Source organism: Halomonas sp. PAMB 3232 (assembly GCF_031954225.1).
Taxonomy (GTDB): Bacteria; Pseudomonadota; Gammaproteobacteria; order Pseudomonadales; family Halomonadaceae; genus Vreelandella.
In genome coordinates this window covers 3570465-3595410 of record NZ_CP134865.1, presented here as the reverse complement: position 1 = coordinate 3595410, position 24946 = coordinate 3570465, and the positions used below count along the sequence as shown (strand labels likewise).

The 24946-nt window shown below is 59.6% G+C and carries 20 protein-coding genes, 2 tRNA genes and 3 rRNA genes; 19 read left to right on the top strand and 6 right to left on the bottom strand.

From position 1 onward, the window contains the following. Positions 1 to 17 precede the first annotated feature (17 nt). From RN346_RS16570 to RN346_RS16560, 3 genes are all read left to right on the top strand, one after another. Complete coding sequence (locus RN346_RS16570; protein WP_311961730.1) at positions 18 to 1367, top strand: sodium-dependent transporter; 1350 nt, start codon at positions 18 to 20, stop codon at positions 1365 to 1367. Positions 1368 to 1390: 23 nt separating this feature from the next. Next, entirely contained in the window at positions 1391 to 1945 is a 555-nt protein-coding gene (locus RN346_RS16565; protein ID WP_263585749.1) for a gamma carbonic anhydrase family protein, read from the top strand. Between the two features lie 90 nt (positions 1946 to 2035). Beyond that, a complete protein-coding gene (locus RN346_RS16560; protein ID WP_263585750.1) occupies positions 2036 to 2707 on the top strand; it encodes a metal-dependent hydrolase in 672 nt (223 codons plus the stop codon). Here RN346_RS16560 and RN346_RS16555 read toward each other — a convergent pair. After that, the gene (locus RN346_RS16555) at positions 2683 to 4065 is read right to left on the bottom strand and encodes a sigma-54 dependent transcriptional regulator (RefSeq protein ID WP_311961729.1); all 1383 of its coding nucleotides are present in this window, start codon (positions 4063 to 4065) and stop codon (positions 2683 to 2685) included. The two genes, RN346_RS16560 and RN346_RS16555, sit on opposite strands and share 25 nt — an antisense overlap. Next, positions 4058 to 5968, bottom strand: a complete 1911-nt coding sequence (locus RN346_RS16550) for an ATP-binding protein (RefSeq protein WP_311961728.1) — start codon at positions 5966 to 5968, stop codon at positions 4058 to 4060. The genes RN346_RS16555 and RN346_RS16550 overlap by 8 nt, the downstream gene beginning before the upstream one ends. A 566-nt stretch (positions 5969 to 6534) precedes the next feature. On the opposite strand from RN346_RS16550, the gene RN346_RS16545 reads away from it, so the two are divergent. The 5 genes from RN346_RS16545 to rrf all read left to right on the top strand — a co-directional run bounded on the left by RN346_RS16545 (position 6535) and on the right by rrf (position 11817). Continuing rightward, positions 6535 to 8069, top strand: a 16S ribosomal RNA gene (locus RN346_RS16545). 85 nt (positions 8070 to 8154) lie between these two features. Continuing rightward, positions 8155 to 8231: transfer RNA gene (locus RN346_RS16540), tRNA-Ile, on the top strand. A 110-nt stretch (positions 8232 to 8341) separates the two neighbouring features. After that, positions 8342 to 8417 (top strand) — tRNA-Ala (locus RN346_RS16535). Positions 8418 to 8681: 264 nt separating this feature from the next. Further along, positions 8682 to 11571, top strand: a 23S ribosomal RNA gene (locus tag RN346_RS16530). 130 nt (positions 11572 to 11701) lie between these two features. Next, positions 11702 to 11817 (top strand): 5S ribosomal RNA (gene rrf / locus RN346_RS16525). Together the 16S, 23S and 5S rRNA genes with 2 tRNA genes alongside form the textbook arrangement of a ribosomal RNA operon. 189 nt (positions 11818 to 12006) lie before the next feature. Here the strand turns inward: rrf and RN346_RS16520 are convergent. From RN346_RS16520 to flgA, 4 genes are all read right to left on the bottom strand, one after another. After that, entirely contained in the window at positions 12007 to 12747 is a 741-nt protein-coding gene (locus RN346_RS16520; protein WP_311958959.1) for an SDR family NAD(P)-dependent oxidoreductase, read from the bottom strand. Positions 12748 to 12861: 114 nt separating this feature from the next. Next, the gene (locus RN346_RS16515) at positions 12862 to 13311 is read right to left on the bottom strand and encodes a flagellar protein FlgN (protein WP_311958958.1); all 450 of its coding nucleotides are present in this window, start codon (positions 13309 to 13311) and stop codon (positions 12862 to 12864) included. Between the two features lie 6 nt (positions 13312 to 13317). Beyond that, positions 13318 to 13581 (bottom strand): flagellar biosynthesis anti-sigma factor FlgM, encoded by a 264-nt coding sequence (gene flgM / locus RN346_RS16510; protein WP_311958957.1) that lies wholly within the window; start codon positions 13579 to 13581, stop codon positions 13318 to 13320. A 102-nt stretch (positions 13582 to 13683) separates the two neighbouring features. Continuing rightward, complete coding sequence (gene flgA, locus RN346_RS16505; RefSeq protein WP_311958956.1) at positions 13684 to 14310, bottom strand: flagellar basal body P-ring formation chaperone FlgA; 627 nt, start codon at positions 14308 to 14310, stop codon at positions 13684 to 13686. A 291-nt stretch (positions 14311 to 14601) separates the two neighbouring features. On the opposite strand from flgA, the gene flgB reads away from it, so the two are divergent. The 11 genes from flgB to flgL are packed head-to-tail and all read left to right on the top strand — an operon-like array spanning position 14602 to position 24890. Beyond that, entirely contained in the window at positions 14602 to 15027 is a 426-nt protein-coding gene (gene flgB, locus RN346_RS16500) for a flagellar basal body rod protein FlgB (protein ID WP_263585756.1), read from the top strand. A 26-nt stretch (positions 15028 to 15053) separates the two neighbouring features. Continuing rightward, positions 15054 to 15464 carry a flagellar basal body rod protein FlgC gene (flgC, locus tag RN346_RS16495; RefSeq protein ID WP_263585757.1) on the top strand — a complete coding sequence of 137 codons (411 nt, stop codon included), beginning with the start codon at positions 15054 to 15056 and terminating at the stop codon, positions 15462 to 15464. 2 nt (positions 15465 to 15466) lie between these two features. After that, positions 15467 to 16162: a flagellar hook assembly protein FlgD gene (locus tag RN346_RS16490; protein ID WP_311961727.1), complete on the top strand. Its 696-nt coding sequence runs from the start codon at positions 15467 to 15469 to the stop codon at positions 16160 to 16162. A 35-nt stretch (positions 16163 to 16197) separates the two neighbouring features. Then, the gene (gene flgE / locus RN346_RS16485) at positions 16198 to 17436 is read left to right on the top strand and encodes a flagellar hook protein FlgE (RefSeq protein ID WP_263585759.1); all 1239 of its coding nucleotides are present in this window, start codon (positions 16198 to 16200) and stop codon (positions 17434 to 17436) included. Between the two features lie 27 nt (positions 17437 to 17463). Then, positions 17464 to 18222, top strand: coding sequence for a flagellar basal body rod protein FlgF (locus tag RN346_RS16480; protein WP_263585760.1), 759 nt, complete (start codon positions 17464 to 17466; stop codon positions 18220 to 18222). Positions 18223 to 18252: 30 nt separating this feature from the next. Continuing rightward, positions 18253 to 19035: a flagellar basal-body rod protein FlgG gene (gene flgG / locus RN346_RS16475; RefSeq protein ID WP_263585761.1), complete on the top strand. Its 783-nt coding sequence runs from the start codon at positions 18253 to 18255 to the stop codon at positions 19033 to 19035. A 34-nt stretch (positions 19036 to 19069) separates the two neighbouring features. After that, positions 19070 to 19759: a flagellar basal body L-ring protein FlgH gene (locus RN346_RS16470; protein ID WP_311961726.1), complete on the top strand. Its 690-nt coding sequence runs from the start codon at positions 19070 to 19072 to the stop codon at positions 19757 to 19759. A gap of 21 nt (positions 19760 to 19780) precedes the next feature. Next, on the top strand, positions 19781 to 20899 hold the full coding sequence (locus RN346_RS16465; protein WP_311961725.1) for a flagellar basal body P-ring protein FlgI: 1119 nt from the start codon (positions 19781 to 19783) through the stop codon (positions 20897 to 20899). Beyond that, positions 20899 to 21933, top strand: a complete 1035-nt coding sequence (gene flgJ / locus RN346_RS16460) for a flagellar assembly peptidoglycan hydrolase FlgJ (RefSeq protein WP_311958953.1) — start codon at positions 20899 to 20901, stop codon at positions 21931 to 21933. The genes RN346_RS16465 and flgJ overlap by 1 nt, the downstream gene beginning before the upstream one ends. Before the next feature lie 60 nt (positions 21934 to 21993). Next, on the top strand, positions 21994 to 23616 hold the full coding sequence (flgK, locus tag RN346_RS16455; protein WP_311958952.1) for a flagellar hook-associated protein FlgK: 1623 nt from the start codon (positions 21994 to 21996) through the stop codon (positions 23614 to 23616). 14 nt (positions 23617 to 23630) lie between these two features. Further along, on the top strand, positions 23631 to 24890 hold the full coding sequence (gene flgL, locus RN346_RS16450; RefSeq protein WP_263585766.1) for a flagellar hook-associated protein FlgL: 1260 nt from the start codon (positions 23631 to 23633) through the stop codon (positions 24888 to 24890). Positions 24891 to 24946: the final 56 nt, after the last annotated feature.

Here is a 24946-nt window from a genome sequence, read left to right as displayed (position 1 = left end):
TCCGCCAGGAGCAGGTGATGAACGACACGCTAGAGCGCTGGGGGTCCAAACGCGCCTTTATCCTCGCAATGACCGGGGCGGCGGTGGGACTTGGCAATATCTGGCGCTTTCCCTATATCGCCGGGGAAAACGGCGGCGCGGCGTTTTTATTGCTGTATATCGCCTTCGTGCTGCTGCTGGGCATTCCTGTGATGATGGCGGAAATTCTGATCGGCCGCGGCGGGCGCCAAAGCCCGGTGCGCTCGCTGGCCACGCTCGCCAGGGCAAGCCAGGCGAGTCCGCGCTGGCGTTATCTGGGGCTTTTTGGCGCGCTGACCGTCTTCTGCATTCTGTCGTTTTACTCGGTGGTGTCCGGCTGGTCGATCGAATTTCTGGTGGCCTCGATCAACGGCACCTTCGAGGGTCAGTCGCCACAGGCGATTGGCGCCGGCTTCGAGGCCTTTCTGGCCAACCCCTGGCTTCTGGTTTTCAACCACTCGCTGTTTCTGTTCATCACCATGACCGTGGTCGCCGCCGGCGTTGCCAAGGGTTTGGAGCGGCTGAACAATTTTCTGATGCCGCTTTTGTATCTCCTGCTGCTGGTGCTGGCGGGCTACGGGGCGAGCACCGACGGTTTCGGCCCAGCGCTTGGCTGGCTCTTTTTGCCCTCTTTTGAAGCAATCACGCCGACGGTGGTGTTTCACGCCATGGGCCACGCCTTCTTCACCCTGGCGGTGGGCGCCTGCGCGCTGATGGCCTATGGCGCTTACATGCCCGAAGAGCAGAGTCTGACCCGGGCGGCCTTCGCGGTGGCGCTGCTCGATATCTGCGTGGCGCTATTGGCCGGTATCGCGATTTTCTCCGTCGTGTTCGCCCAGGGGCTCGACCCGACCCAGGGGCCGGGGCTGATGTTCGTCACCCTGCCCATCGCCTTCGCCGAGCTGCCTTTTGGCAGCCTCTGGCTCAGTGGCTTTTTCCTGCTGTTGCTGCTGGCGACCTGGACGTCGGCGATCAATCTGGCCGAACCGATGGTCGCTATGCTCACCGGCATGGGGTGGCGGCGGAGTATCAGTACCGCGGCGGTGGCTGTGAGCGTCTGGCTACTCGGCGTGCTGGCCGCGCTCTCCTTCTCCACGCTTGGCGAGTTCCGCCCGCTTTGGGGGCGCAACGTGTTCGAGCTTTTAAGCTCGATTCCGCCGGATGTCTTTTTGCCGCTGGGCGGGCTCTTGATCGCCATCTTCGCGGCCTGGGTGTTGCCGGAATCCCTGGCGGTCGAGTCGCTGGGGGCGGGTAGTCGTGGCTACCGGCTCTGGCGTGCTACGCTTCGCTATATATCGATTCCGTTAACGTTGGTGGTGCTGGTCGGTGGCGTGCTGGCGCTGGGCTGACCGACCAGCTTGAAGGAGCACACATGAGCAAGGCGTTGAGAGCGTTCAAGGGGCAGAGCCCGCGGTTGGGCGAGCGGGTCTTCATCGACCCGGCGAGCGTCGTAATCGGCGATGTCGTGCTGGGTGATGACTGCTCGGTCTGGCCGATGACGGTGATTCGCGGCGATATGCACCGTATCCGTATCGGCGCGCGGGTCAGTATCCAGGATGGCAGCGTGCTGCATATCACCCATGCCAGCGACTTCAATCCGGACGGCTTTGCGCTCACCGTGGGCGATGACGTGACCATCGGCCACAAGGCGCTTTTGCACGGCGCCACCCTCGGCAGCCGCATTCTGGTGGGGATGGGCGCGATCGTCATGGACGGCGTGGTGGTCGAAGACGAAGTGATCATCGCCGCCGGCGCCGTGGTGACCCCGGGCAAAACGCTCGAAAGCGGTCATGTCTACGGCGGCAACCCGGCGAAGGCGCTGCGCCCGCTCAAGGAGAAGGAGCGGGCGTTTTTTACCTATACGGCAGGCAATTACGTGAAGTTGAAGGATCAGTTTTTGGCCGAACCGGATAACGAATCTGCCTAAACGGTTGCCCTGACACTCTTTTTTCTATTCTCAGCGTGTCGCGCGGGTCTATAATCTGTTAATTTATACAGTTTTATAGGGTGCCGCGGTATGGCGAATTTTCGCACGCACATTACGGTGGCGGCGGCGGGCGGCACGCTTTTCGCGTACGGGGGCTACCACGCGCAGTGGTGGTCGCCTTCACAAGCGCTTTTGATGATCGCGCTGGTCGCCTTTGGCGGCATTTTGCCGGATATCGACGCCGACCGCTCCAAGTCCATCCGTTTGATTTTCAACCTGCTTTCGGTGCCCTCGCTGGTGCTCGGCGTACTGCTGTTGCAGCCGTGGTTGGCGCCGGGCATGCTGCTCGTTGCCTGCGGCGGCATCTATTTTGGCGTGCGCTATCTGGCAAGCATTCTGTTTTCCAAACTCACCGTGCACCGCGGTATCTGGCACTCCTTGATGGCTGCAGCGCTCTGTGCCGGCGCCACCGCCGCGCTCAGCTTTAATGCGCTGATGCAGCCGCCCTGGATCGCCTGGTCCCACGGCGCCTCGGTGCTGCTGGGGTTTCTCATCCATTTGGGGCTCGACGAGCTGTTTAGCGTCGATTTGGAAGGGGCGCGGCTCAAGCGCTCCTTCGGCACGGCGCTAAAACTCGGCGATAGCCGCCGGCCGGTCTCCAACCTGTTGATGCTGATCGCGCTGTTGACTCTGATGCCCTGGGTGCCGCCCTGGGGGGTGCTGGGCGAGCTTTTGCATCAGGGGTCGCTTTTGTGGCGGTAATCCTCGGCGCTCAGGCCGTGCTTTTTCAGCTTGTCGTAAAAGGTCTTGCGCGGCAGGCCCAGGTGCGTGCACACGTCGATGACGCGGCCCTGGTGGCGGGCCAGGGACTGGCTGATCAGGCTCTTTTCGAACAGCTCGACCTGGCGAGGTAGCGTGGGCTCTTCGACGCTTGCGGTTTCACCGGCGAGCAGCACATCGAGGCGGTAGTCGAAGGCCGCGCCGAGCAGCACGTAGCGCTCGGCCAGGTTTCTAAGCTCGCGCACGTTGCCCGGCCAGTCGTGGGCCAACAGCGTGGCCACGGCGTGGTTATCCAGCGTCGGCGCTTCCAGGCCGCTTCTGTTGGCGGCGACCACGGCGAAGTGCTGGAATAGAAGCGGGATGTCCTCACGGCGCTCGCGCAGAGCGGGCAGCGGCAGCGTCACCACGTTGAGCCGGTAGTAGAGATCCTCGCGAAAGCGGCCCTCGTCGGCGGCGACCTTGAGATCCACCTTGGTGGCGGCGATGACGCGGATGTCCAGCGCCACCGTCTCGTTGGCGCCCAAACGCTCGACGCTGCGCTCCTGGAGTACGCGCAAGAGCTTCACCTGCAGCGCCGGCGGCATGGATTCGATCTCATCCAAAAACACCGTGCCGCCGTTGGCGTGCTCGAACTTGCCGATTCGTCGCTCCACCGCGCCGGTGAAGGCGCCTTTCTCGTGGCCGAAAAGCTCGGATTCGATGGTGTGCTCCGGCACCGCCCCGCAGTTGATCGCCATGAACGGACTGGCGCGCCGGGCGCTGCGCTCGTGGATCGCCCGGGCGACCAGATCCTTGCCCGTCCCGGTTTCGCCCAGCAGCAGCACATCGGCTTCGACCTGACTGATGCGCTGAATCATCGCCGCCAGGTGCGAGATCACCGGGGTGCGGCCGACCAGGCGCGGGCCGAGCGCGGCCTGCTGCGCCTCGAGCTCCGCCTTGAGGTGGGTGTTCTCCAGACTCAGCTGGCGCTTTTCGATGCCGCGGCGCACCACGTCGACGAGCTGCTCGCCGGCGAAGGGTTTCTCCAGAAAATCCCAGGCGCCGGCGCGCATGGCTTCCACGGCGGTAGAGATGTCGCCGTGACCGGTAATGAGAATGATCGGCAGCGTCGGGTCGCGCTTTTTTAACGCGTGTAGAAGCGCCATGCCGTCCATGCCCGGCATGCGCATGTCGCTGACGATGACGCCGGGAAAGTGCGGCGGAAGCTCAGCCAGCGCCTGCTCGGCAGAGGCGAAACAGTGCGGCGTGTAGCCGGCGAGTTCCAGCGTTTGGCTGGCCGTGATGCGCAGATGCGCCTCGTCGTCGATGACGATCACGGGCAGCGTCTCGGGCTCATGCATGGCGGCTCTCCAACGGTTGAGCGGGCGGTTCGACGGGCGGCTCACCGGCGGCGAGGGTAAGCGTAAAACACGCGCCGCGGTCGGTATTGCTGGCCACGAGGCTGCCGCCTAAATCCTTCATGATACGCGAAGAGATCGAAAGGCCGAGTCCCAGGCCACTGCCCGGCGCCCGGGTGGTGAAAAAGGGCTCGAAGATGTGCGTTAGGTGCTCTTCGTCGATACCGGGGCCGTTATCCTCGACGCGAATCTGCACGACGTCGCCTTCACTCCCGGCGCTGAGTATCAGCCTGGGCGCTGGCTGGCCGCTGGTGGCCTGCAGGGCGTTGCCGATCAGGTTGACCAGCACCTGCTCCAGACGCACCAGGTCTCCAACGACCCAGAGCGGTTCGGCGGGCATCGTCTGAATCACCTCGGTGTGGCTTTCGCGCAGGCGGTTTTGAAACAGGCGAAGCGCGTACTCGGCGCAGGTTTGAACGGCGATGCTTTCATGGCGCTCGCTGCTCTTGCGCGAGAACTGGCGCAACTGAGCGCTGATCTCCGCCATGCGCTCGGTCAGCTCGACGATCTGACCAAGGTTGGCATCGGCCTGCTCGGTGCGGGCCAGCTCGATGAAGCGCCGGGCGTTTTCGGCGTAGGCACGAATCGCCGCCAGCGGCTGGTTGAGTTCGTGGTTGATGCCGGCCGCCAGCTGGCCCAGAACGGCCAGCTTCGCGGCCTGCACCAGCTCGTCCTGAGTCTGGCGCAGGCTCGCTTCGGCGCGCAGACGCTCGTCGATCTCGCTGGAGAGGCGCTGGTTACTAGCCACCAGGTCGCGGGTACGCCGCGCCACGCTGACCTCGAGCTCGTCGCGCACCCGGGCAAGCGTCTGTCGCTCACGCTCGGCGAACGCCTCGCGCTCCCGGCGCAGCCGCCAACGTTGCCAGCCCACGCCGCCGCCAAGCACCAGCAACCCATACAGCCCGCCCGCCATCAGCGCGGCGATCCACTGCGCGCGTGCAACCGGGGTCAGCGGTTTGAGGATATGCATCTGCCAACCGAATTCGGTGATGGTCTGGGTCAGGCTCAGGTAGTGCTCGCCCGTCAGCGGGCCTTGCTCGAAGCTGACTTGCCGGCCGTTGGCGTTATCGTCAGCGTCCACGCGAATGCCAGAGTAGTTCAATGGCTCCATGGCGTAGCGTCGGGTGCGTCTTAGCATGTCTCGCTCGGCAACATCGAGCGGATAGAGCGCGCTCATGCGAAGCTCCGGGCGGCTGGCCATGAAGATGATGTCGTCGCCATCGGTGACGAAAAGCTCGGCATCCTGCTCCGCCCAGCTCTGCTCGACCTCGTCGAGCAGTACCTTGATCACGATCACTCCATCCGGGGTGGCGTCCGGGGCGGTATCGTCCAGCCAAACCGGCGCTGAAAAGAAGTAGCCGCGCTCGAGCGACTGGGTGCCCAGCCCGAAAAAGCGTCCGGGCTGACCATTCATGGCCTGGGTATAGTAACTACGAAACGAATAGTTGTGGCCGATGAAGGTGTTGGGGCGGTGCCAGTTGCTGGCGGCCAGGGTGGTGCCTTCCCGGTCCAGCAGATAGACGTCGGACACCCCAGCAGTAAAGCGGAACCGATCCAGCAGCATGTTGAGCGGCATGGGGTTTTGGCTTTGTGGAGAGGCGAGAAAGCGGCGCACGGCTTCGCGGGTGGCCAGCATGGGAGGCAAATAGTCAAAGCGCAGCAGATAGCCCTGGAGGTTGGCCGCCGACAGGCGCAGCTCGTTTTCGGCGTCCTCCTCCAGCTCACCGAGCGCGCGCACCCGGGCAAACTCGGCGGCCTGCCACATGCCGACCACCAGCCCGAGCAGAAGCGCCAAAATCCAAACGAGGCGCCTGCGGCTCGAGGGAAAAAGCGGTGAGTGGATCATAAGCCTCGCCTTTAACGGGAGAGCGCCAAGGTTATGGGGTTTAACCAGGGGGCTCAATACCATAAAGGTGGATACCTTTTGGGTAGTAGAAAGGTGAGGTTAAAGTCGTTTTCACCTGCAGTCGAAAAACCGCTTGCACTCGCCTCGCCAAATCCGTAAAGTACGCATCCGCTGCCGGGGACGGACAACGTTTCCAGCGGTGGATGAAGGTGAAAACCTTCGGTTTGTCAGGAAGTTAGAGCACTGTTCGGCAGGTTTGAATGGCTCGCTTCACTCGCTGAAATCAGCGGTTGACAAATTCACCGGAATGCGTAGAATACGCCTTCCTCGACGGGCAAGCGGTTCAGGTCATCGAACGGTTCGTCGAACAGCTCTTTAACAATTTGATCAGGCAATTCATGTGGGCGTTTGCCGATGAGGGTGACAAGTCACCTTATATCAAGGCAGACGAACACAGCGATACCTTTCGAGGTATCACGGTAAATTCGTTTGAACCTTGAGCCAGGATTGATTCGCCTCTGCGTCATGTCGTCGTACATGGGGCAGGCAAGAATCACACTGATTTTAAACTGAAGAGTTTGATCATGGCTCAGATTGAACGCTGGCGGCAGGCTTAACACATGCAAGTCGAGCGGCAGCACGGGAAGCTTGCTTCCTGGTGGCGAGCGGCGGACGGGTGAGTAATGCATGGGAATCCACCCGATAGTGGGGGATAACCTGGGGAAACCCAGGCTAATACCGCATACGTCCTACGGGAGAAAGGGGGCTTCGGCTCCCGCTATCGGACGAGCCCATGTCGGATTAGCTAGCTGGTGAGGTAACGGCTCACCAGGGCGACGATCCGTAGCTGGTCTGAGAGGATGATCAGCCACATCGGGACTGAGACACGGCCCGAACTCCTACGGGAGGCAGCAGTGGGGAATATTGGACAATGGGCGCAAGCCTGATCCAGCCATGCCGCGTGTGTGAAGAAGGCCCTCGGGTTGTAAAGCACTTTCAGTGGGGAAGAAGGCCTGCCGGTTAATACCCGTCAGGAAGGACATCACCCACAGAAGAAGCACCGGCTAACTCCGTGCCAGCAGCCGCGGTAATACGGAGGGTGCAAGCGTTAATCGGAATTACTGGGCGTAAAGCGCGCGTAGGTGGCTTGACAAGCCGGTTGTGAAAGCCCCGGGCTCAACCTGGGAACGGCATCCGGAACTGTCAGGCTAGAGTGCAGGAGAGGAAGGTGGAATTCCCGGTGTAGCGGTGAAATGCGTAGAGATCGGGAGGAATACCAGTGGCGAAGGCGGCCTTCTGGACTGACACTGACACTGAGGTGCGAAAGCGTGGGTAGCAAACAGGATTAGATACCCTGGTAGTCCACGCCGTAAACGATGTCGACCAGCCGTTGGGTGCCTTGTGCACCTTGTGGCGAAGTTAACGCGATAAGTCGACCGCCTGGGGAGTACGGCCGCAAGGTTAAAACTCAAATGAATTGACGGGGGCCCGCACAAGCGGTGGAGCATGTGGTTTAATTCGATGCAACGCGAAGAACCTTACCTGCTCTTGACATCCTGCGAACCCGGAAGAGATTCCGGGGTGCCTTCGGGAACGCAGAGACAGGTGCTGCATGGCTGTCGTCAGCTCGTGTTGTGAAATGTTGGGTTAAGTCCCGTAACGAGCGCAACCCTTGTCCCTATTTGCCAGCGCGTAATGGCGGGAACTCTAGGGAGACTGCCGGTGACAAACCGGAGGAAGGTGGGGACGACGTCAAGTCATCATGGCCCTTACGAGCAGGGCTACACACGTGCTACAATGGCCGGTACAAAGGGCAGCGAACTCGCGAGAGCAAGCGAATCCCGAAAAGCCGGTCTCAGTCCGGATCGGAGTCTGCAACTCGACTCCGTGAAGTCGGAATCGCTAGTAATCGTGGATCAGAATGCCACGGTGAATACGTTCCCGGGCCTTGTACACACCGCCCGTCACACCATGGGAGTGGACTGCACCAGAAGTGGTTAGCTTAACCCTCGGGAAAGCGATCACCACGGTGTGGTTCATGACTGGGGTGAAGTCGTAACAAGGTAGCCGTAGGGGAACCTGCGGCTGGATCACCTCCTTAAACGATGCGTCATCCTCGCGGTAAACGTCCACAATGAATTGCCTGATCAAGTGATAGAGCAAACGGTTTGGCACGATCCCCTCTTGGGTCTGTAGCTCAGTTGGTTAGAGCGCACCCCTGATAAGGGTGAGGTCGGCAGTTCAAGTCTGCCCAGACCCACCAAATTTCCGTAATGTCCGCGTTCAAAAGCTCTTCGTATGGTGGTCTGTACGTTGTTGCGTTTTGTCGTGTCTCACGGAAGTTGATGGCAAGAGGTGAAATTGCAAAACGATGGGGCCATAGCTCAGCTGGGAGAGCGCCTGCCTTGCACGCAGGAGGTCAGCGGTTCGATCCCGCTTGGCTCCACCATTATCTCGTTGCCGTGTTGTTGTACCGTTTGTTGTTTTGTGATCATTGACAAGGCAGGGTTTTAAAAGCCGTCTTGTCACTGTTCATCGAACAGTCGCTCTTTAACAATGTATATCATGCTGACAGTATCGAATGACGATACGGTGACATGAGCTTTGGCTTTTGTGATCGTGACGTGATCTCGATACGCAATTGTTTTGTGATACGTCTCAAGCGTATCCGGCAATCGTTGTCATTGCGGGCCCGGACTCCTTCGGGTTATAGGGTCAAGCAATGAAGCGCACACGGTGGATGCCTAGGCAGCCAGAGGCGATGAAAGACGTGGAAGCCTGCGATAAGGTCCGGTGAGGTGGCAAACGACCTGTGACCCGGACATCTCTGAATGGGGAAACCCACCGACCACAAGGTCGGTATCGTATCCTGAATACATAGGGATACGAGGCGAACCGGGGGAACTGAAACATCTAAGTACCCCGAGGAAAAGAAATCAACCGAGATTCCCCCAGTAGCGGCGAGCGAACGGGGACCAGCCCTTAAGTTGTGCAATCGATAGGCGAACAGTCTGGGAAGTCTGACCATAGCGGGTGATAGTCCCGTAGCCGAAATCCGAGCACAGTGAAATCGAGTAGGTCGGGGCACGAGAAACCCTGATTGAAGACGGGGGGACCATCCTCCAAGGCTAAATACTCCTGGCTGACCGATAGTGAACCAGTACCGTGAGGGAAAGGCGAAAAGAACCCCGGCGAGGGGAGTGAAATAGATCCTGAAACCGTGTGCGTACAAGCAGTGGGAGCAGACTCGTTCTGTGACTGCGTACCTTTTGTATAATGGGTCAGCGACTTATATTCAGTGGCGAGCTTAACCGAATAGGGGAGGCGTAGAGAAATCGAGTCTTAACTGGGCGACCAGTCGCTGGATATAGACCCGAAACCGGGCGATCTATCCATGAGCAGGGTGAAGGTTGAGTAACATCAACTGGAGGCCCGAACCAGGATCTGTTGAAAAAGATTTGGATGACTTGTGGATCGGAGTGAAAGGCTAATCAAGCCCGGAGATAGCTGGTTCTCCTCGAAAGCTATTTAGGTAGCGCCTCACGTATCACCACCGGGGGTAGAGCACTGTTTCGGCTAGGGGGTCATCCCGACTTACCAACCCGAGGCAAACTCCGAATACCGGTGAGTGCAGCGTGGGAGACACACGGCGGGTGCTAACGTCCGTCGTGAAAAGGGAAACAACCCGGACCGTCAGCTAAGGTCCCCAAATCCTGGTTAAGTGGGAAACGATGTGGGAAGGCTCAGACAGCCAGGAGGTTGGCTTAGAAGCAGCCATCCTTTAAAGAAAGCGTAATAGCTCACTGGTCGAGTCGGCCTGCGCGGAAGATGTAACGGGGCTAAACCAGGTACCGAAGCTACGGGTGCATCCTTATGGATGCGCGGTAGAGGAGCGTCGTGTACGCCGACGAAGGTGGATCGAGAGGTCTGCTGGAGGTATCACGAGTGCGAATGCTGACATGAGTAACGATAAGGGGAGTGAAAAACTCCCCCGCCGGAAGACCAAGGGTTTCTGTTCGATGCTAATCAGAGCAGAGTGAGTCGGCCCCTAAGGCGAGGCCGAAAGGCGTAGTCGATGGGAAACGGGTCAATATTCCCGTACCGGACATGATTGCGATGGGGGGACGGAGAAGGCTAGGTGAGCCGGGCGCTGGTTGTCCCGGTGAAAGCAGGTAGGCTGAATGCTCAGGCAAATCCGGGCGTTCAAGGCCGAGATGCGAGACGAACGGCCTTTGGGCCGGAAGTCACTGATGCCACGCTTCCAGGAAAAGCCTCTAAGCTTCAGATCATGTGCGACCGTACCCCAAACCGACACAGGTGGTCAGGGTGAGAATCCCAAGGCGCTTGAGAGAACTCGGGTGAAGGAACTAGGCAAAATGGTGCCGTAACTTCGGGAGAAGGCACGCCGGCGTAGGGTGAAGGGACTTGCTCCCCGAGCCCGAACCGGCCGAAGATACCAGGTGGCTGCAACTGTTTAGTAAAAACACAGCACTCTGCCAACGCGCAAGCGGACGTATAGGGTGTGACGCCTGCCCGGTGCCGGAAGGTTAAGTGATGGTGTTAGGATTCGTCCGAAGCTCCTGATCGAAGCCCCGGTAAACGGCGGCCGTAACTATAACGGTCCTAAGGTAGCGAAATTCCTTGTCGGGTAAGTTCCGACCTGCACGAATGGCGTAATGATGGCCACGCTGTCTCCACCCGAGACTCAGTGAAATTGAAATCGCCGTGAAGATGCGGTGTACCCGCGGCTAGACGGAAAGACCCCGTGAACCTTTACTATAGCTTCACACTGGATACTGATGTTGCCTGTGTAGGATAGCCGGGAGGCTAGGAACTCCGGACGCCAGTTCGGAGGGAGCCACCCTTGAAATACCGGCCTGGCATCATTGGTGTTCTCACTCCGACCCGTCATCCGGGTCGAGGACAGTGTGTGGTGGGTAGTTTGACTGGGGCGGTCTCCTCCCAAAGAGTAACGGAGGAGCACGAAGGTACCCTCAGCACGGTCGGACATCGTGCAATGAGTGCAAGAGCATAAGGGTGCTTGACTGCGAGACAGACACGTCGAGCAGGTGCGAAAGCAGGTTCTAGTGATCCGGTGGTTCTGTATGGAAGGGCCATCGCTCAACGGATAAAAGGTACTCCGGGGATAACAGGCTGATACCGCCCAAGAGTTCACATCGACGGCGGTGTTTGGCACCTCGATGTCGGCTCATCACATCCTGGGGCTGAAGTCGGTCCCAAGGGTATGGCTGTTCGCCATTTAAAGTGGTACGCGAGCTGGGTTTAGAACGTCGTGAGACAGTTCGGTCCCTATCTGCCGTGGGCGTTGGATGTTTGAGAAGGGCTGCTCCTAGTACGAGAGGACCGGAGTGGACGCACCTCTGGTGTTCCGGTTGTCACGCCAGTGGCATTGCCGGGTAGCTATGTGCGGACGGGATAACCGCTGAAAGCATCTAAGCGGGAAGCCCCCTTCAAGATGAGACATCCCCGAGGCCTTGAGCCTCCTGAAGGGCCCAGCGAGACCAGCTGGTTGATAGGCACGGTGTGGACGCACCGCAAGGTGTTGAGCTAACGTGTACTAATGGCCCGTGAGGCTTGACCCTATAACACCCAAGGGGTTCGGCCCGCAGTGACAACGAAGCAGGAACCGGATACGCACGAACATGAAGCAAAAGGCTTCATGTCGAACGAGACGATCACGAAACCGTCAGCCGATATACATTGAAAGTTACGCCTGACGACCATGGCTTGCGTGAACCACCCGATCCCTTGCCGAACTCGGAAGTGAAACCGCAACGCGCCGATGGTAGTGTGGGGTCTCCCCATGCGAGAGTAGGTTATCGTCAGGCACCTATTCGAAAAAGCCCCGAGCACTCTGTGTTCGGGGCTTTTTTTTATGCGTGGAAAAAGGAAAACGCGGATGGAGAGCCGGTCGGCCGCCCCGGCGGCGCGGTGCGCCTCATCGCTGGCTAACGCCTGCTTCTGCTGGAGGTAAGGCATACCATGCAGATATTCAGTCCTGCCGTTGATTTCCCCTATTACCACTCGATGGGCTTTCCAGCCCAATCCCAAAAGCTGCCGGTGTCTTGGGGCGTGCGCTGATCGATGACCTTCAAAAGGCTTTCGGCGACGAAAGTGGGCGTAAAGAGTTTATCCTCGGGTACGCGTGCCTGAAATGGCTCGGAAAGCGACGTATCGGTCGTGCCAGGGTGCAGGCAGAGAACGATGGCCTGCTTGTTGAGCCGGCCCAGTTCGATGGAGGCGGTTTTCATCAGCATATTGTGCGCGGCCTTGCTGGCACGATAGCTGTACCAACCGCCGAAACCATTGTCGCTGATCGAGCCGACTCGTGCTGACAGGCTGGCCACGATGGTGGGGTGTGAGCCCTTGAGTGAATCGTTGAGTACCGACAACAGTCGGAGCGGGGTCGCGGCGTTGACGTGCATGACGTGAGCAAAGGCCTCGGCATCGAACTGCTCCAGCCGCTTTTCCGGCTGAACGCCGTGCCCATCATCGTGCAGTACGCCAACCGTATTGAAGAGAAGATGAAGCGGGCGCCCTTCGATCTCGGCGGCCAGCGCATCGAGTCCTGATTGAGTCGTGATATCGGCAGCGAGTGAGGTAACGCGCACATCGTCGATATCGGTATCGCGGCGGCTAACGGCAATGATGCTACCAACATGGGTCGAATCGAGAAGCGCTTTGATCAGCGCGTGACCGATCCCGCCATTGGCGCCGGTGATGACCGCAGTAAACTTTTCAGGTAGATGATCGAGCATTCGACACTTCCTTGTAGAATGTGAGCATTCTCATTGAAGCGTCTTGTACAGGATTTGTCTATTGACGGGCGCGTAGAGAAGGAGGGCTTGAAAACAGGAGCGTAGGAAAAAGTATCAGGCAGAGGTGTTGAGGCGGCTCGACTGTGCCTGGTTACGCCCATTGGGCTGGTAAAGCGTTTTCTCGGCAATTTGCTGAATGTAGTTCAACATGTCCTGGTTGTGCTTCATGCGTACCGTGAGCATCTGGCCCGTTAACGCGTTCATGCGGCCAGCGCGCTCGCTTTTGTCCAGAAAGAGCTCCCAGCTGTCCTGACAGCCGGCATCTGACGCGGCCTTGAAGGCGCCGTTAGCATCATCGTCGTAACCCAAACGGTTCTGAGTCGTGCGACGCAGAGTTTCCATGCGCTCCAACGCACCCAACACCGTTTGCTTGGACTCGGCGAGCGTGGCAAGCGCTTCACCGTCGATATCCCCTTGTGTCAGCAGCTGCTGCTCTTTGGCGAGTAGCTCCAGAAGCTCGTCCAGACGCTGATGCTGATCGAAAAGCAAACGGGAAAGACTCATAAGCGATTACTCTTTGAGCTGAGCGATCAGGCCATCGGCAATACGGTCGGCGCGAATCTCGAGACGCCCTTCGCGAATAGCGTCGCGAATATCATCCACTCGAGCCATATCGATGTCCTGGGAGTCGTCCATGTGCATCTGGCTTAAGCGCGTGGACTCGCGAGTGGTACTGCCTTCCGGCGACGACTGTGTGCCGCCGACTTTTTGCGTGTCGTCACGCTGCTGCGTCTGATTGGTGCGCAGCAGCGGATTCAGGTTATCAATTTTCACGTTGTGTGGCCCTCATCGTCAACGTTGAAGCGCTCTAAACGCCATGGCTCTATGCCGTTATAAAGAGTATCGGCGCGCTTGGAGAGGACTTTAGACATTGACTCAAAAATCTACGGTGACAGTGCCATCGCCGGTAATGCGGGCGGTCACGAGTTCGCGCGTATCGAAGCGCACACGTATCCGTGCATTCAGGGCGCCGCCTTCAAGCGCCTCGCCTTCACGTGAAATACGAAACCCCGAGCCCTGCGCTATGACCGTGACGCGCTCGCCGCGTTCCACCATTTCCGGTGCCTTTAACGCGTGCGCCTGAAAGGCGTCGCCGCTCATGATAGGGCGCTGCGTTACCATGCCAATGATAGCATTTTCGTCGGTCAATGCGTTGCCTGCAAGATCGCCCAGGCTGCCCTGGCGCTGAGTCACCATGGCGGGCGTGATCATGGTATTGCGCGCGATATCCTGAGCGGCCACCGTGTAGCTTCCCATGACGTCGACCTGAGCCTGCATGTAGCGTACCTGCCGGCGCGCTTCGCCGCAGCGCACCCCCACCGACACGCGCCCTAAAGGCGCCTGGCCTGCATTGGGCAGAAAGGGCTCTGGCGCAATGCAGGTCGCCAAGTGGGGCGAGGGTGGGGCCACATCGATCACCACTTCCTGGCCAAGCGTTTGCGCCTGCTGATAGAGAAAGTTCTGCACCGTTTCGACCAGCGCTTGGTCCTGCGCTCTGGCCAATCCTCCCCAAACGATGGAAAGAACGGCGATCAAGCAAAGCGCTAACGCGCGGGCCCACCGTGGGCGCGCCAGAGACGGCGAATAGGGCATGTGAGTCATCGCTCGAGCAGGAGAGTGGCTGGGCCTTCAGACAGTAGCCGGTAACCAAAAGCTTAATTCAAATGCTTTTCTCGAATCATGCGAAATGATGGGGTAAACGGCATTTGTTCCATGCTTTAGGCTGATGCTGCCTTCCCTATTATTCACCCTCAGAAATGTCCGAATTATCTTTGCCTCGCCAATGGGGGATGCATGTTCGATCACCTGGAGTCCGCCTTCAACTTTCACCAGCGCGCGCTTAGCCTTCGCCAGGCGCGCCACGACGTGCTGGCGGCCAACATCGCCAATGCCGACACGCCCAACTTCAAGGCGCGTGATATCGACTTCGCCAGCGAGCTAAAAAAGGCGGTCAGCACCGGAGCATCCGCCCAGCAAGGCGGTGGGGTAGCGCTTGCACGCACCTCCGAGCGCCATATCGAGGCGCAGGGGCGCGCTTGGCAAAGTACCAGTACGGACCTTCTTTACCGGGTGCCCGATCAGCCGAGCCTTGATGGTAACACCGTCGATATGGACCGGGAGCGTTCACAGTTCACCGACAATGCCCTTCGCTATCAGGCGGGGCTGACGATCATGAACCGCCGCATTCAGGGCCTCAAAAACGCGATGCAGCCGGAATAATCCGGCGCAAGGAGAGATAACCCCCGATGTCGATGTTCTCAGCCTTTGATATCGCAAGCTCAGCGCTTAGCGCCCAAGCGCAGCGGATGAACGTGACCGCCAGCAACATGGCCAACGCCGACAGTATCGCCGGCCCCGACGGTGAAACCTACCGCGCCAAGCAGGTGATGTTCGAAACCCAGGCCCAAAACAACCGTTATGGTGTCGGCGGTGTACGCGTCACCGAGGTCGTCGAAGACGAGTCGCCGCTGCCACTTGAGTATATGCCGAACCATCCGGCTGCCGACGAAGATGGATACGTTGCCAAGCCTAACGTCGAGCCGGTGCACGAAATGGTCAACATGATCTCCGCCTCGCGTTCGTATCAGGCCAATGTCGAAGTCTTCAACACGACCAAACAGATGATGGTTCAAACACTCTCGCTCGGTGAGGGCTAAACATGAATATCGATTCAAGCGTGATCAATAGCATCAACGGCGCTAACGGCAGCAGACCCAATCTCTCCGCCAGTCAGTCCCAGGAGATGCGCGACAGCTTCATGACGCTGTTGATTACTCAGCTGCAAAACCAGGACCCGATGAATCCGATGGATAACTCGGAGATGACCTCCCAGCTGGCCCAGATCAATACCGTCAGCGGAATCGAGCAGCTCAACGATACGCTCAATGGCATTACACAACAAATGGACGCCGGACGCGCGCTGCAGGCAGCAGGGCTCATCGACAAGTCGGTGCTTGTGCCCGGTAACAACGTGAAGGTAGGCGTTAACGATGAGGGAATCACTTACGCTACGCCCTTCGGTATCGAGCTGGACTCCCCGGCCGAGCAGGTAGTGGCAACGGTGACCGGTAAATCCGGCGAGGTCCTTTATACCCGCGAGCTGGGCCCGGTAAATGCCGGGGTCGAATCCTTCAGCTGGGGCGGTATGACCAACGACAACGTAGCGGTGCCGGCAGGCGTCTATAGCGTCAACTTCCGCGCCACGAATGCCGATGGCGAGCTTCTTGAGTCGCGAGCGCTGAACTACGCGTTGGTGCATGGCGTATCACCCGGCGCGAAAGGCAGCGATGTTCGCTTGGATTTGGGCGCCGTCTACGGCCAAGTCACGCTCGACCAGATCAAGCAGATCCTTTGATTTTTGCTTCATACCTCTTTTAACAGGAGAGCATCATGAGCTTTTCTCAAGCACTTAGCGGTTTGAACGCCCAGCGCGAAAAACTCAGCGCTATTGGTAACAACATCGCCAACTCGCAAACCGTCGGATTCAAGAGCACTGACGTGCGGTTCGCTGACGTTTACGCTCAGTCGCGGATTGGCCTTGGGGTACGTACCGCAAGCGTATTACAGAACTTCAGTCAGGGCAGTATCGAGTCCTCATCGCGTAATCTCGACCTGGCGATTTCCGGTGACGGCTTTTTCCGTTTTCAGCAGTCCAATGGCAGCATCGGTTACTCGCGAAACGGTCAGCTCACCATGACGCCGACGGGTGAACTGGTGAACGCTCAGGGTGCGCAGATCATGGGCTATCCGGCTGATGCTGCTGGCAATGTTTTGTCTGGCGGTAATGTGGCGCCTTTGAGCGTGGACCCAGGCGACCTGGAAGCCAGCGCAACCAGCCAGCTCAACATGACGTTGAACCTGAATAGTGGCCAGCCCGCCATCACGGGCGCCGCTCCAACGGCAGCAGAGCTTGAAGAGGGCATTGGCGCCGATCGCTATACCTTCTCTTCCAATCCGACGATTTTCGACTCTCAGGGTAACGCGCGCAATTTAACGCTTTATTTCACAAAAACCGGCGATAACGCTTGGCGCGTAGATGGGCGCTTGTCCGGTGGCCCTGGCGATGCACAAACCTACGGTCTGCCAGGTCTAACGACGCTCACGTTCAACCAGAACGGTACGCTTCAGGGCGGCGGCGAAGCCGCGCTTGCCATCAACGGCGGTGAGTTCAACAACACCATTCTGGCTAATTTGGATATCGATCTCAATTTCGCGGGTACTACTCAGTTTGCCAATACTTCCACGGTAAATGATATCGCCCAGAACGGTTACACCTCGGGCTCGCTGGTGGGTATCAGCATCCAGCAGGACGGTACCGTACAACGTAACTACTCCAACGAGCAGTCGCGTGCGGCAGGCCAGGTATCGCTGGTGAGCTTTCGTAACCCGGAGGGCTTGCAACCCATCGGCGACAACCTCTGGAGTGCCACGTCATCTTCGGGCCAGGAGCTAATCGGCGCGCCAGGAACGGGTCAGCGTGGCTTGCTCCAACCAGGGGCGACTGAGAACTCCAATGTCGATCTGGCACAGGAACTGGTCGACATGATCGTCTCCCAGCGCGCCTACCAAGCGAACTCGCAGACCATCAGTACTCAGGACGAGCTCCTGCAGACCATCATCAACCTGTAAGTGCGGGGCCGAGTAGAGGAGTAGCGCGTGGATAGAATGCTGTATACCGCCATGAGCGGGGCCAAAAACGCGATGGATCAGCAGTCGGTGATGAGCAACAACCTCTCGAACGTTGCCACCACCGGGTTTCGCGCGCAGCTTCAGGCCGCGCGTTCGGTACCCGTATTGGGCGCGGGCGCGCTCGACACCCGCGTTTCAGCGATGGCCACGACGCCGGGTAGCGACTTTTCCCAAGGGCCTGTCGAGCAAACCGGGCGTACCCTGGATGTCGCCATGCAAGATGGCGCCTGGCTTGCGGTATTGACCGACGATGGCACCGAAGCCTATACCCGGCGTGGTGATTTGCAGGTCGATAGTGACGGCGTGCTCTTGAACCTGGGTCGCCCGGTCGTGGGCGACGGTGGGCCGATCGCGCTACCCCAGGGGGCGCAGCTCTCCATGGGCGCCGACGGCACCATCAGCGCTATTCCCCCCGGAGAGGGTCCCAATGCACTGGTGGATGTGGGCCGTATCAAGCTGGTAACGCCGGACGTCGCCACACTGACCCGTGGAGATGACGGCCTTTTCCGTGCGCCCTTGAATGACGAGGGAGCGCCCGGTGTCTTGGCTGCCGATGAGACGGCGCGGCTGGTAAGCGGAGCGCTCGAAGGCAGCAACGTCAGCGCAGTGGAGGCGATGGTCTCGATGATCGACGTACAGCGCCGCTACGACATGCAGATGCGTGTGCTCAGCAATGCCGACGAGAATGCCCAACGCGCCAACAGCATGCTTTCACTTCAAGGCTGACCCCAGCCGCCCGATTAAAGGATACCCATCATGATCAAATCGTTGTGGACGGCGAAAACGGGGCTCGAGTCGCAGCAGACCAAGCTCGACGTGATCTCCAACAACCTGGCCAACGTCAGCACTAACGGGTTCAAGCGTTCGCGCCCGGTATTCGAAGATCTTCTTTATCAGAACATGCGTCAGCCCGGCGCTCAGAACAACATTCAGGATCGGCTGCCCTCGGGCATGCAGGTCGGTACCGGCGTACGCGCCGTGGCCACCGAGCGCCTGCATACTCAGGGCGGGCTGGAGCGCACTGATAACTCACGCGATTTAGCCATCAGCGGCGACGGTTTTTTCCAGGTGCTACTACCCGACGGCACGATCGGCTATACCCGCGACGGTGGCTTTCAGCTCAACGAAAACGGCCAGATGGTCACTGCCAACGGCTACCCGCTTGAACCGGCGATCTTCGTGCCACCCAACGCGCTGTCGATCGGTATCGGCGAAGACGGCACGGTGAGTGTGCGCCAGCCGGGGGTCGCTCAGGATGCGGATATCGGCCAGATCACCGTGGCCTCCTTCATTAACCCGACGGGACTCGAGAGCATCGGCGGCAACCTTTATTTGGAAACCGGAGCATCCGGCGCGCCGAACCAGGATATTCCCGGTAACAACGGCGCCGGGCGTCTTTTCCAGGGCTTTGTCGAAACCTCCAACGTCAATGTAGTGGAGGAGATGGTCAACATGATCCAGACCCAGCGCGCCTATGAAATCAACAGCCGCGCGGTCTCCACCAGTGACGAGATGCTGGCGCGCTTGAGCCAGCTGTAATTACGGAATTCCGGTCTTGAACACAGGGCGTTCGATGCATAAAAAAACCGCGCTTTCTCGCCGTTTTGCGCAGCTGGCCGTGGCGCTGTTGATCCTTCTAGCCGCCGGGTGCGCGCAGATACCTCGCGCGTCGGTGGTCGGCGAGCAGGAGCAGATCAACATCATCGATCGGCCACCGGCAGTGGCCAACGGCTCGATCTATCAATCGCGGCGCGGCTACCACCCGCTGTTCGAGGACCGCCGCCCGCGGGCGATCGGCGATATTTTGACTATCGTGCTCAACGAGCAGGTCAGCGCGAGCCAGAACTCGCAGTCGAGCGCCAACCGCAGCGGCTCCGGCTCGCTGGATATCGCTCAGATTCCCGAGATCATCGACTTTCTGGAAGATTACGGCTTCGATGTCGCCGGCGACAACGTCTTTGCCGGCAGCGGCAGCACCCAGGCCAACAACACCATGACCGGCACGATCACCGTCTCGGTGTTGGAAGTGCTCAACAACGGCTATCTTCGCGTGCGTGGCGAAAAGCAGATCGCGATCAATCAGGGGACCGAGTTCATCCGTTTCTCCGGCGTGGTCAATCCACAAACGGTGACGGCGGCGAATACCGTCCCTTCCAATCAGGTCGCCGATGCGCGCATCGAGTACGTGGGCGATGGCTACATCAACGAAGCGCAGCACATGGGCTGGCTGCAGCGCTTCTTCCTCAACGTGTCGCCGTTCTAGGCGCTCGAGAAGAGAGTGATGATGACTTCATTGAACCTCAAGCGCCGCCTCAAAGCCGTGGTGCTGGTTGCTTTTTGCGTACTGGCGGGCAGCGCCCAGGCGGAAAGCGTACGTGAGCTGGCCAATTTTGCTGGTGTGCGCGACAACCAGCTCGTGGGCTACGGCCTGGTGGTCGGCCTCGACAGCACCGGTGACCAGACGACCCAAGCGCCGTTCACCAGCCAAAGTCTGACCAACATGCTCTCGCAGCTCGGCGTGAGCGTACCGCCGGGCACCAATTTACAGCTGCGCAACGTTGCCGCCGTCATGGTGACCGCGGATCTGCCGCCGTTTGCCCGCCCGGGCCAGCGTCTCGATATCGTCGTTTCGTCGATTGCCAACGCCCGTAGCCTGCGCGGCGGCACGCTCTTGATGACGCCGCTCAAGGGCGCCGACGGCGACACCTACGCCATCGCCCAGGGCAACATGCTGGTCGGTGGCGCCGGTGCCCAGGCTGGCGGTAGCAGCGTGCAGATCAACCAGCAGGCCGCCGGGCGTATTCCGGGCGGCGCACTGGTGGAGCGTGAAGTCGCGCTCAACCTGGGCGGCAACGGCGGCTTGCTCGAACTTCAGCTCAATCAACCGGATTTTGGCACCGCTCAACGGATGGTGAGCGCGATCAATACCGAGTTCGGCCAGTCGGTGGCCTACGCGCGCAACGGCGGCGTCATCGCGCTCGACGGGCCAATGGACGCGAATCTGCGGGTCAACTTCATGGCACGCGTCGAAAACGTTCAGCTCACCCCGATGGATGCGCCGGCACGCGTGGTGCTCAACTCGCGTACCGGCTCCGTGGTCATGAACAGCGCCGTGACGCTGCGCCAGGCCGCGGTCGCCCACGGCAACCTGTCGATCGTCATCGATAGTCAGTTCGGCGTCAGCCAGCCCGCGCCGCTGGGCCAGGGCGAGACCGTGGTGGTACCCAATGCGGATATCGACATCAATCAGCGCGAAGCTTTCCTGCAGATCGTCGAAGGCGCTCAGCTCAACGAGGTAGTCAATGCCTTGAACGCACTCGGCGCCACACCCCAGGATTTGATGTCGATTCTCGAAGCGCTCAAGGCGTCCGGGTCGCTGCGCGCCGAGCTCGAGGTGATCTGATGAGCATGACCAGCATGTCCAACCAGCTCGCCTTCGACATGAGCGGCTTTCAGCGCTTGCAGCACAACGCCCGCGTGGACCCGGAAGCCGGTGCTCAGGGCGCCGCCCAGCAGTTCGAGGCGCTGTTCGTGCAGATGATGATGAAGAGCATGCGCGACGCGACGCCTTCTGGTGGACTGTTGAACAGCAGTGCCGGCGACACCTACCAGCAGATGCTGGATCAGCAGTGGTCGCAGGTGATCGCCGAGAAGGGCGTAGGGCTTGCCGACGTGCTGGTCGAGCAGCTTACCCGCCAGGGTGCAATCAAGGGCGGCGGGAAAAACGACGACGAGATTCAGGCGCTGATTGCCGGCATTCCCCGCGGCACGCCGCGAGTACTCGATGACCCGCTACAGCCCGCTGGCCCCGGTGGCCAGGAGAGCGGTCGCTTTCTTAGAGAGCTCGAAGCGATTCGCCAGGGCAGGGCTGCACCGGAGCAGGCGAGCGTTGAGCGCTCGCCGACATCGGCTAATGCCGCCGCGCCCCTCATCAACGCCAACGCGCCGGATCACGTGAAGCGGTTTATGGCCACGCTCGCCGGCCCCGCCCAAGCGGCCAGTCAGGCAAGCGGTGTGCCCGCCGAGCTGATTTTGGCCCAGGCGGCGCTGGAAACCGGCTGGGGGCGTCACGAAATCCCCACGCACCAGGGTGGCAACAGCCACAATCTGTTCGGGATCAAGGCGGGCAGCCGTTGGCAGGGCGCGACGACCGATATCGTTACCCACGAATATCTCAACGGACAGCGCACGCGCATGGTGGATACCTTCCGCGTGTATGACTCCTTCGAGCACGCCTTCACCGACTACGCCAACCTGATCGGTCAGAACCCGCGCTACGCCGGAGTGGTCGAGGCGCAAAGCGCCGAGCAGGCCGCGCGCGCGCTGCAAAGCGGCGGCTACGCGACCGACCCGCGTTACGCCGAGAAGCTCGTTGCCATCATGAAGACCATGGGGCCGCTACCGGCTGGGCAGGAATTTTTGGCCGACGCGCGCTAACGCCGTTAAAGCTTTTTAACGAGCCGCCGATAAAAGAAGCATCGGCTTGAGGACTGAACCATGAGCATGTTTTCGACGGGCCTGAGCGGCCTGAACGCGGCGCAAAATGCGCTGAGCGCGACCAGCAACAACATCAGCAACCTGTTTACGCCAGGCTACAACCGCGAGTTGCCCAAACTAAGCGAAGCGGGCGTGGGTGGCGGCGTGCGCGTGGATGCCATCGAGCGTCAGTTCAATACATACGTAGCCAACCAGCTCAATAACGCTAAAACCCAATCGAGCGCGCTGGAAACCTATAACAATCAGATCACCCAGATCGATAATCTTCTGGCGGATCGTGAGGCAGGGCTTTCGCCGCTCATTCAGGACTTCTTCTCCTCGTTGGATGCGCTGGCAAGCTCCCCCTCCGACCCGGCCGCTCGTCAGGGCGTGCTCGGCGCAGCGGATACGTTGAGCGCACAGTTTCGCTCTTTTGATGGCTATCTGCAGGACATGCAGAACAACGTCAACAACCAGGTTCGCGACGAAGTCACTCAGATTAATAACACCCTCGAGCAAATTGCCGATTTCAACCGCGAAATCTCGCTGGCCCGTGCGCGGACCGGCCAGGCGCCCAACGGTCTGCTCAACCAGCGCGACCAGCTGGTGTCCGATCTCAACGAGCGCATGGATCTGCGTCTCAACGTTCAGGACGGCAAGACGTACAACGTTAGCCTGCCCAACGGCCAGCCGCTGGTCACGGGGACATCGAGCTTCAAACTGGAAGCCGTGCAAGCCGACAGCGATCCTCAGCGCACCGTCGTGGGCTATCGCGATGGAGGCAATAACCTCATAAAACTCGACGAGTCCACTATCAAGGGCGGCTCGCTGGGCGGCTTGATGAGTTTTCGCGCTGAAACGCTGGACAAGACGCAGAACCAGATCGGCCAGCTGGCGGTATCGCTATCGGTCGCGTTCAATGAGCAGCACAAGCAGGGCATCGATCTCAACGGCGAGGACGGTCAGGACTTTTTCAACATTGGCCAGCCGCAGGCGTACAGCTATCCAAACAACGACGCCGAGGTGACGTCCATCGCCTTCGATGTTGAGGCTACTGATGAGCTTCGGGCAACGGACTATACCGTCAGATTCGACGAGAGCGGTGAGCCCAGCGTTACCCGCAAGGACAATGGCCAAGCGGTCGATGTAAGTGAAGGCTGGGATAGCGCTACCAACACGCTCGCCTTCGGCGGCATACGAATGGAGTTTAGCGCCCAGCCCGCTAACGGCGATCGTTTCGACGTTCAGCCCGTGCGTCGCGCCGGGGCCGGTATGGAAACCGCCTTCAACGATCTGGACAAGATTGCGGCCGGCGAAGAGGCCGCGAGCGGCGACAACCGTAACGCGCGCAAGCTTCAGGACCTTCAGGGAGAAAACATCGTGGGCGGGCGCGCCTCGCTGAGCGGCGCCTACGGGGCGCTGGTATCGGATGTCGGTAACCGTACCAATATCACTCAGGTAAATTTGGAAGCGCGCCAGGGGCTGACCGACCAGCTTCGTGCCGTACAGCAGTCCGAGTCCGGCGTTAACCTCGACGAAGAGGCAGCCAATCTGATTCGCTACCAGCAGTTCTACGCGGCCAATGCGCGGGTGATCGATACCGCGGGCAGTTTGCTGGACACCATCCTGAATCTGCGCAGCTAAGGGAGGCATCTACCATGCGTATCAGCAGCGTTACCATGTACGAGCAAAGCTCTGCGTCCATTAACCGCCAGCAGGGTGACTTTTTAAGGATTGGCCAGCAGCTCTCCAGCGGGCGCAAGGTGGTGAATCCTTCGGACAACCCGCAGGCGGCCTCGCAGGCGGTAGGGGTGTCCCAGTCCATGGCGATGACCGAGCAGTACGGTAACTCGCGTGTCTCGGCACGTACATCGCTTGCTCAAAGCGAAAGCGTACTGAACAGCGTTAGCGACTCGATCACCAGCGCCAAGACACTGCTGATCCAGGCCTCCAGCGATACGCTCAGCAACGCCGATCGCGAGTCGATCGCCAGTGAGTTAAAAGGTGTCTACCAGACGCTGATCGGTCAGGCCAACACCGCCGACGGCAACGGCCGCTATCTCTTCGGTGGCCAAATCGATAACGCGCCGCCCTATGTTGCCAACGACCAGGGCGCCATGAAATACAACGGCAGTGACATCGTGCGCGAGCAGCGTATCGATAGTGCTCGCAACATGCCGGTGGCCGAAAGCGGCCGCTCGATTTTTCAGAAGGTCCCCAGTGGCGCAGGCTATATTGGTGAAGCAGTGCGTTCGGACGGTGCTCGTAACGCCGGTAGCGTGATCCTTGGTGGCCCGCAGGTGAGTGATGTCAACGGCGAAGGCTATGGTGACGATTATCGAATCACGTTTGGTGGTGACGCCGATACGCCCACGCTAAGCGTGCAGCGCCTGACCCAGGACGACGGCTGGCAGCCGGTCCCGGATATGACGGACATCGCCTATACCGGCGGTGACGCGCCTCAACGCCTCGTGTTCGGCGGGCTTAGCGTATCGTTAAGCGGCGCCTCCGAGGCGGCTGATGAAGTCAACATCAGTCAGGCCAAAAACGGTCAGCGCGAGCCCGATCTATTCAAGGCCATGGAAGAGGCCATTCGTGTGCTCGAAAATCCAGCGACGACCAACGTCGAAAAAGCCGATTTTCGCAACACGTTGAATACCGCCATGCGCGACCTGGACAACGCGCTGGACAACGTACTGACCGTGCGCGCCTCGGCTGGCGCCAGGCTCAACGAGCTGGATGTGATCGACTCCATCGCCAGCAACCGTATGATGAGCTATACCCAAACGATGTCTGATCTCGTGGATCTGGACTACGTTGAGGCGATCTCGGAGTACAGCCTGCGTCAGGTCGGTCTGCAGGCCTCTCAGCGTACCTTTGTCGATATGGGCGGCATGTCGCTGTTCAACTATATGTAAGTCGTCCAACACCATCTTTTGCATTACCATTTGGCCACCGTTCGCGGTGGCTTTTT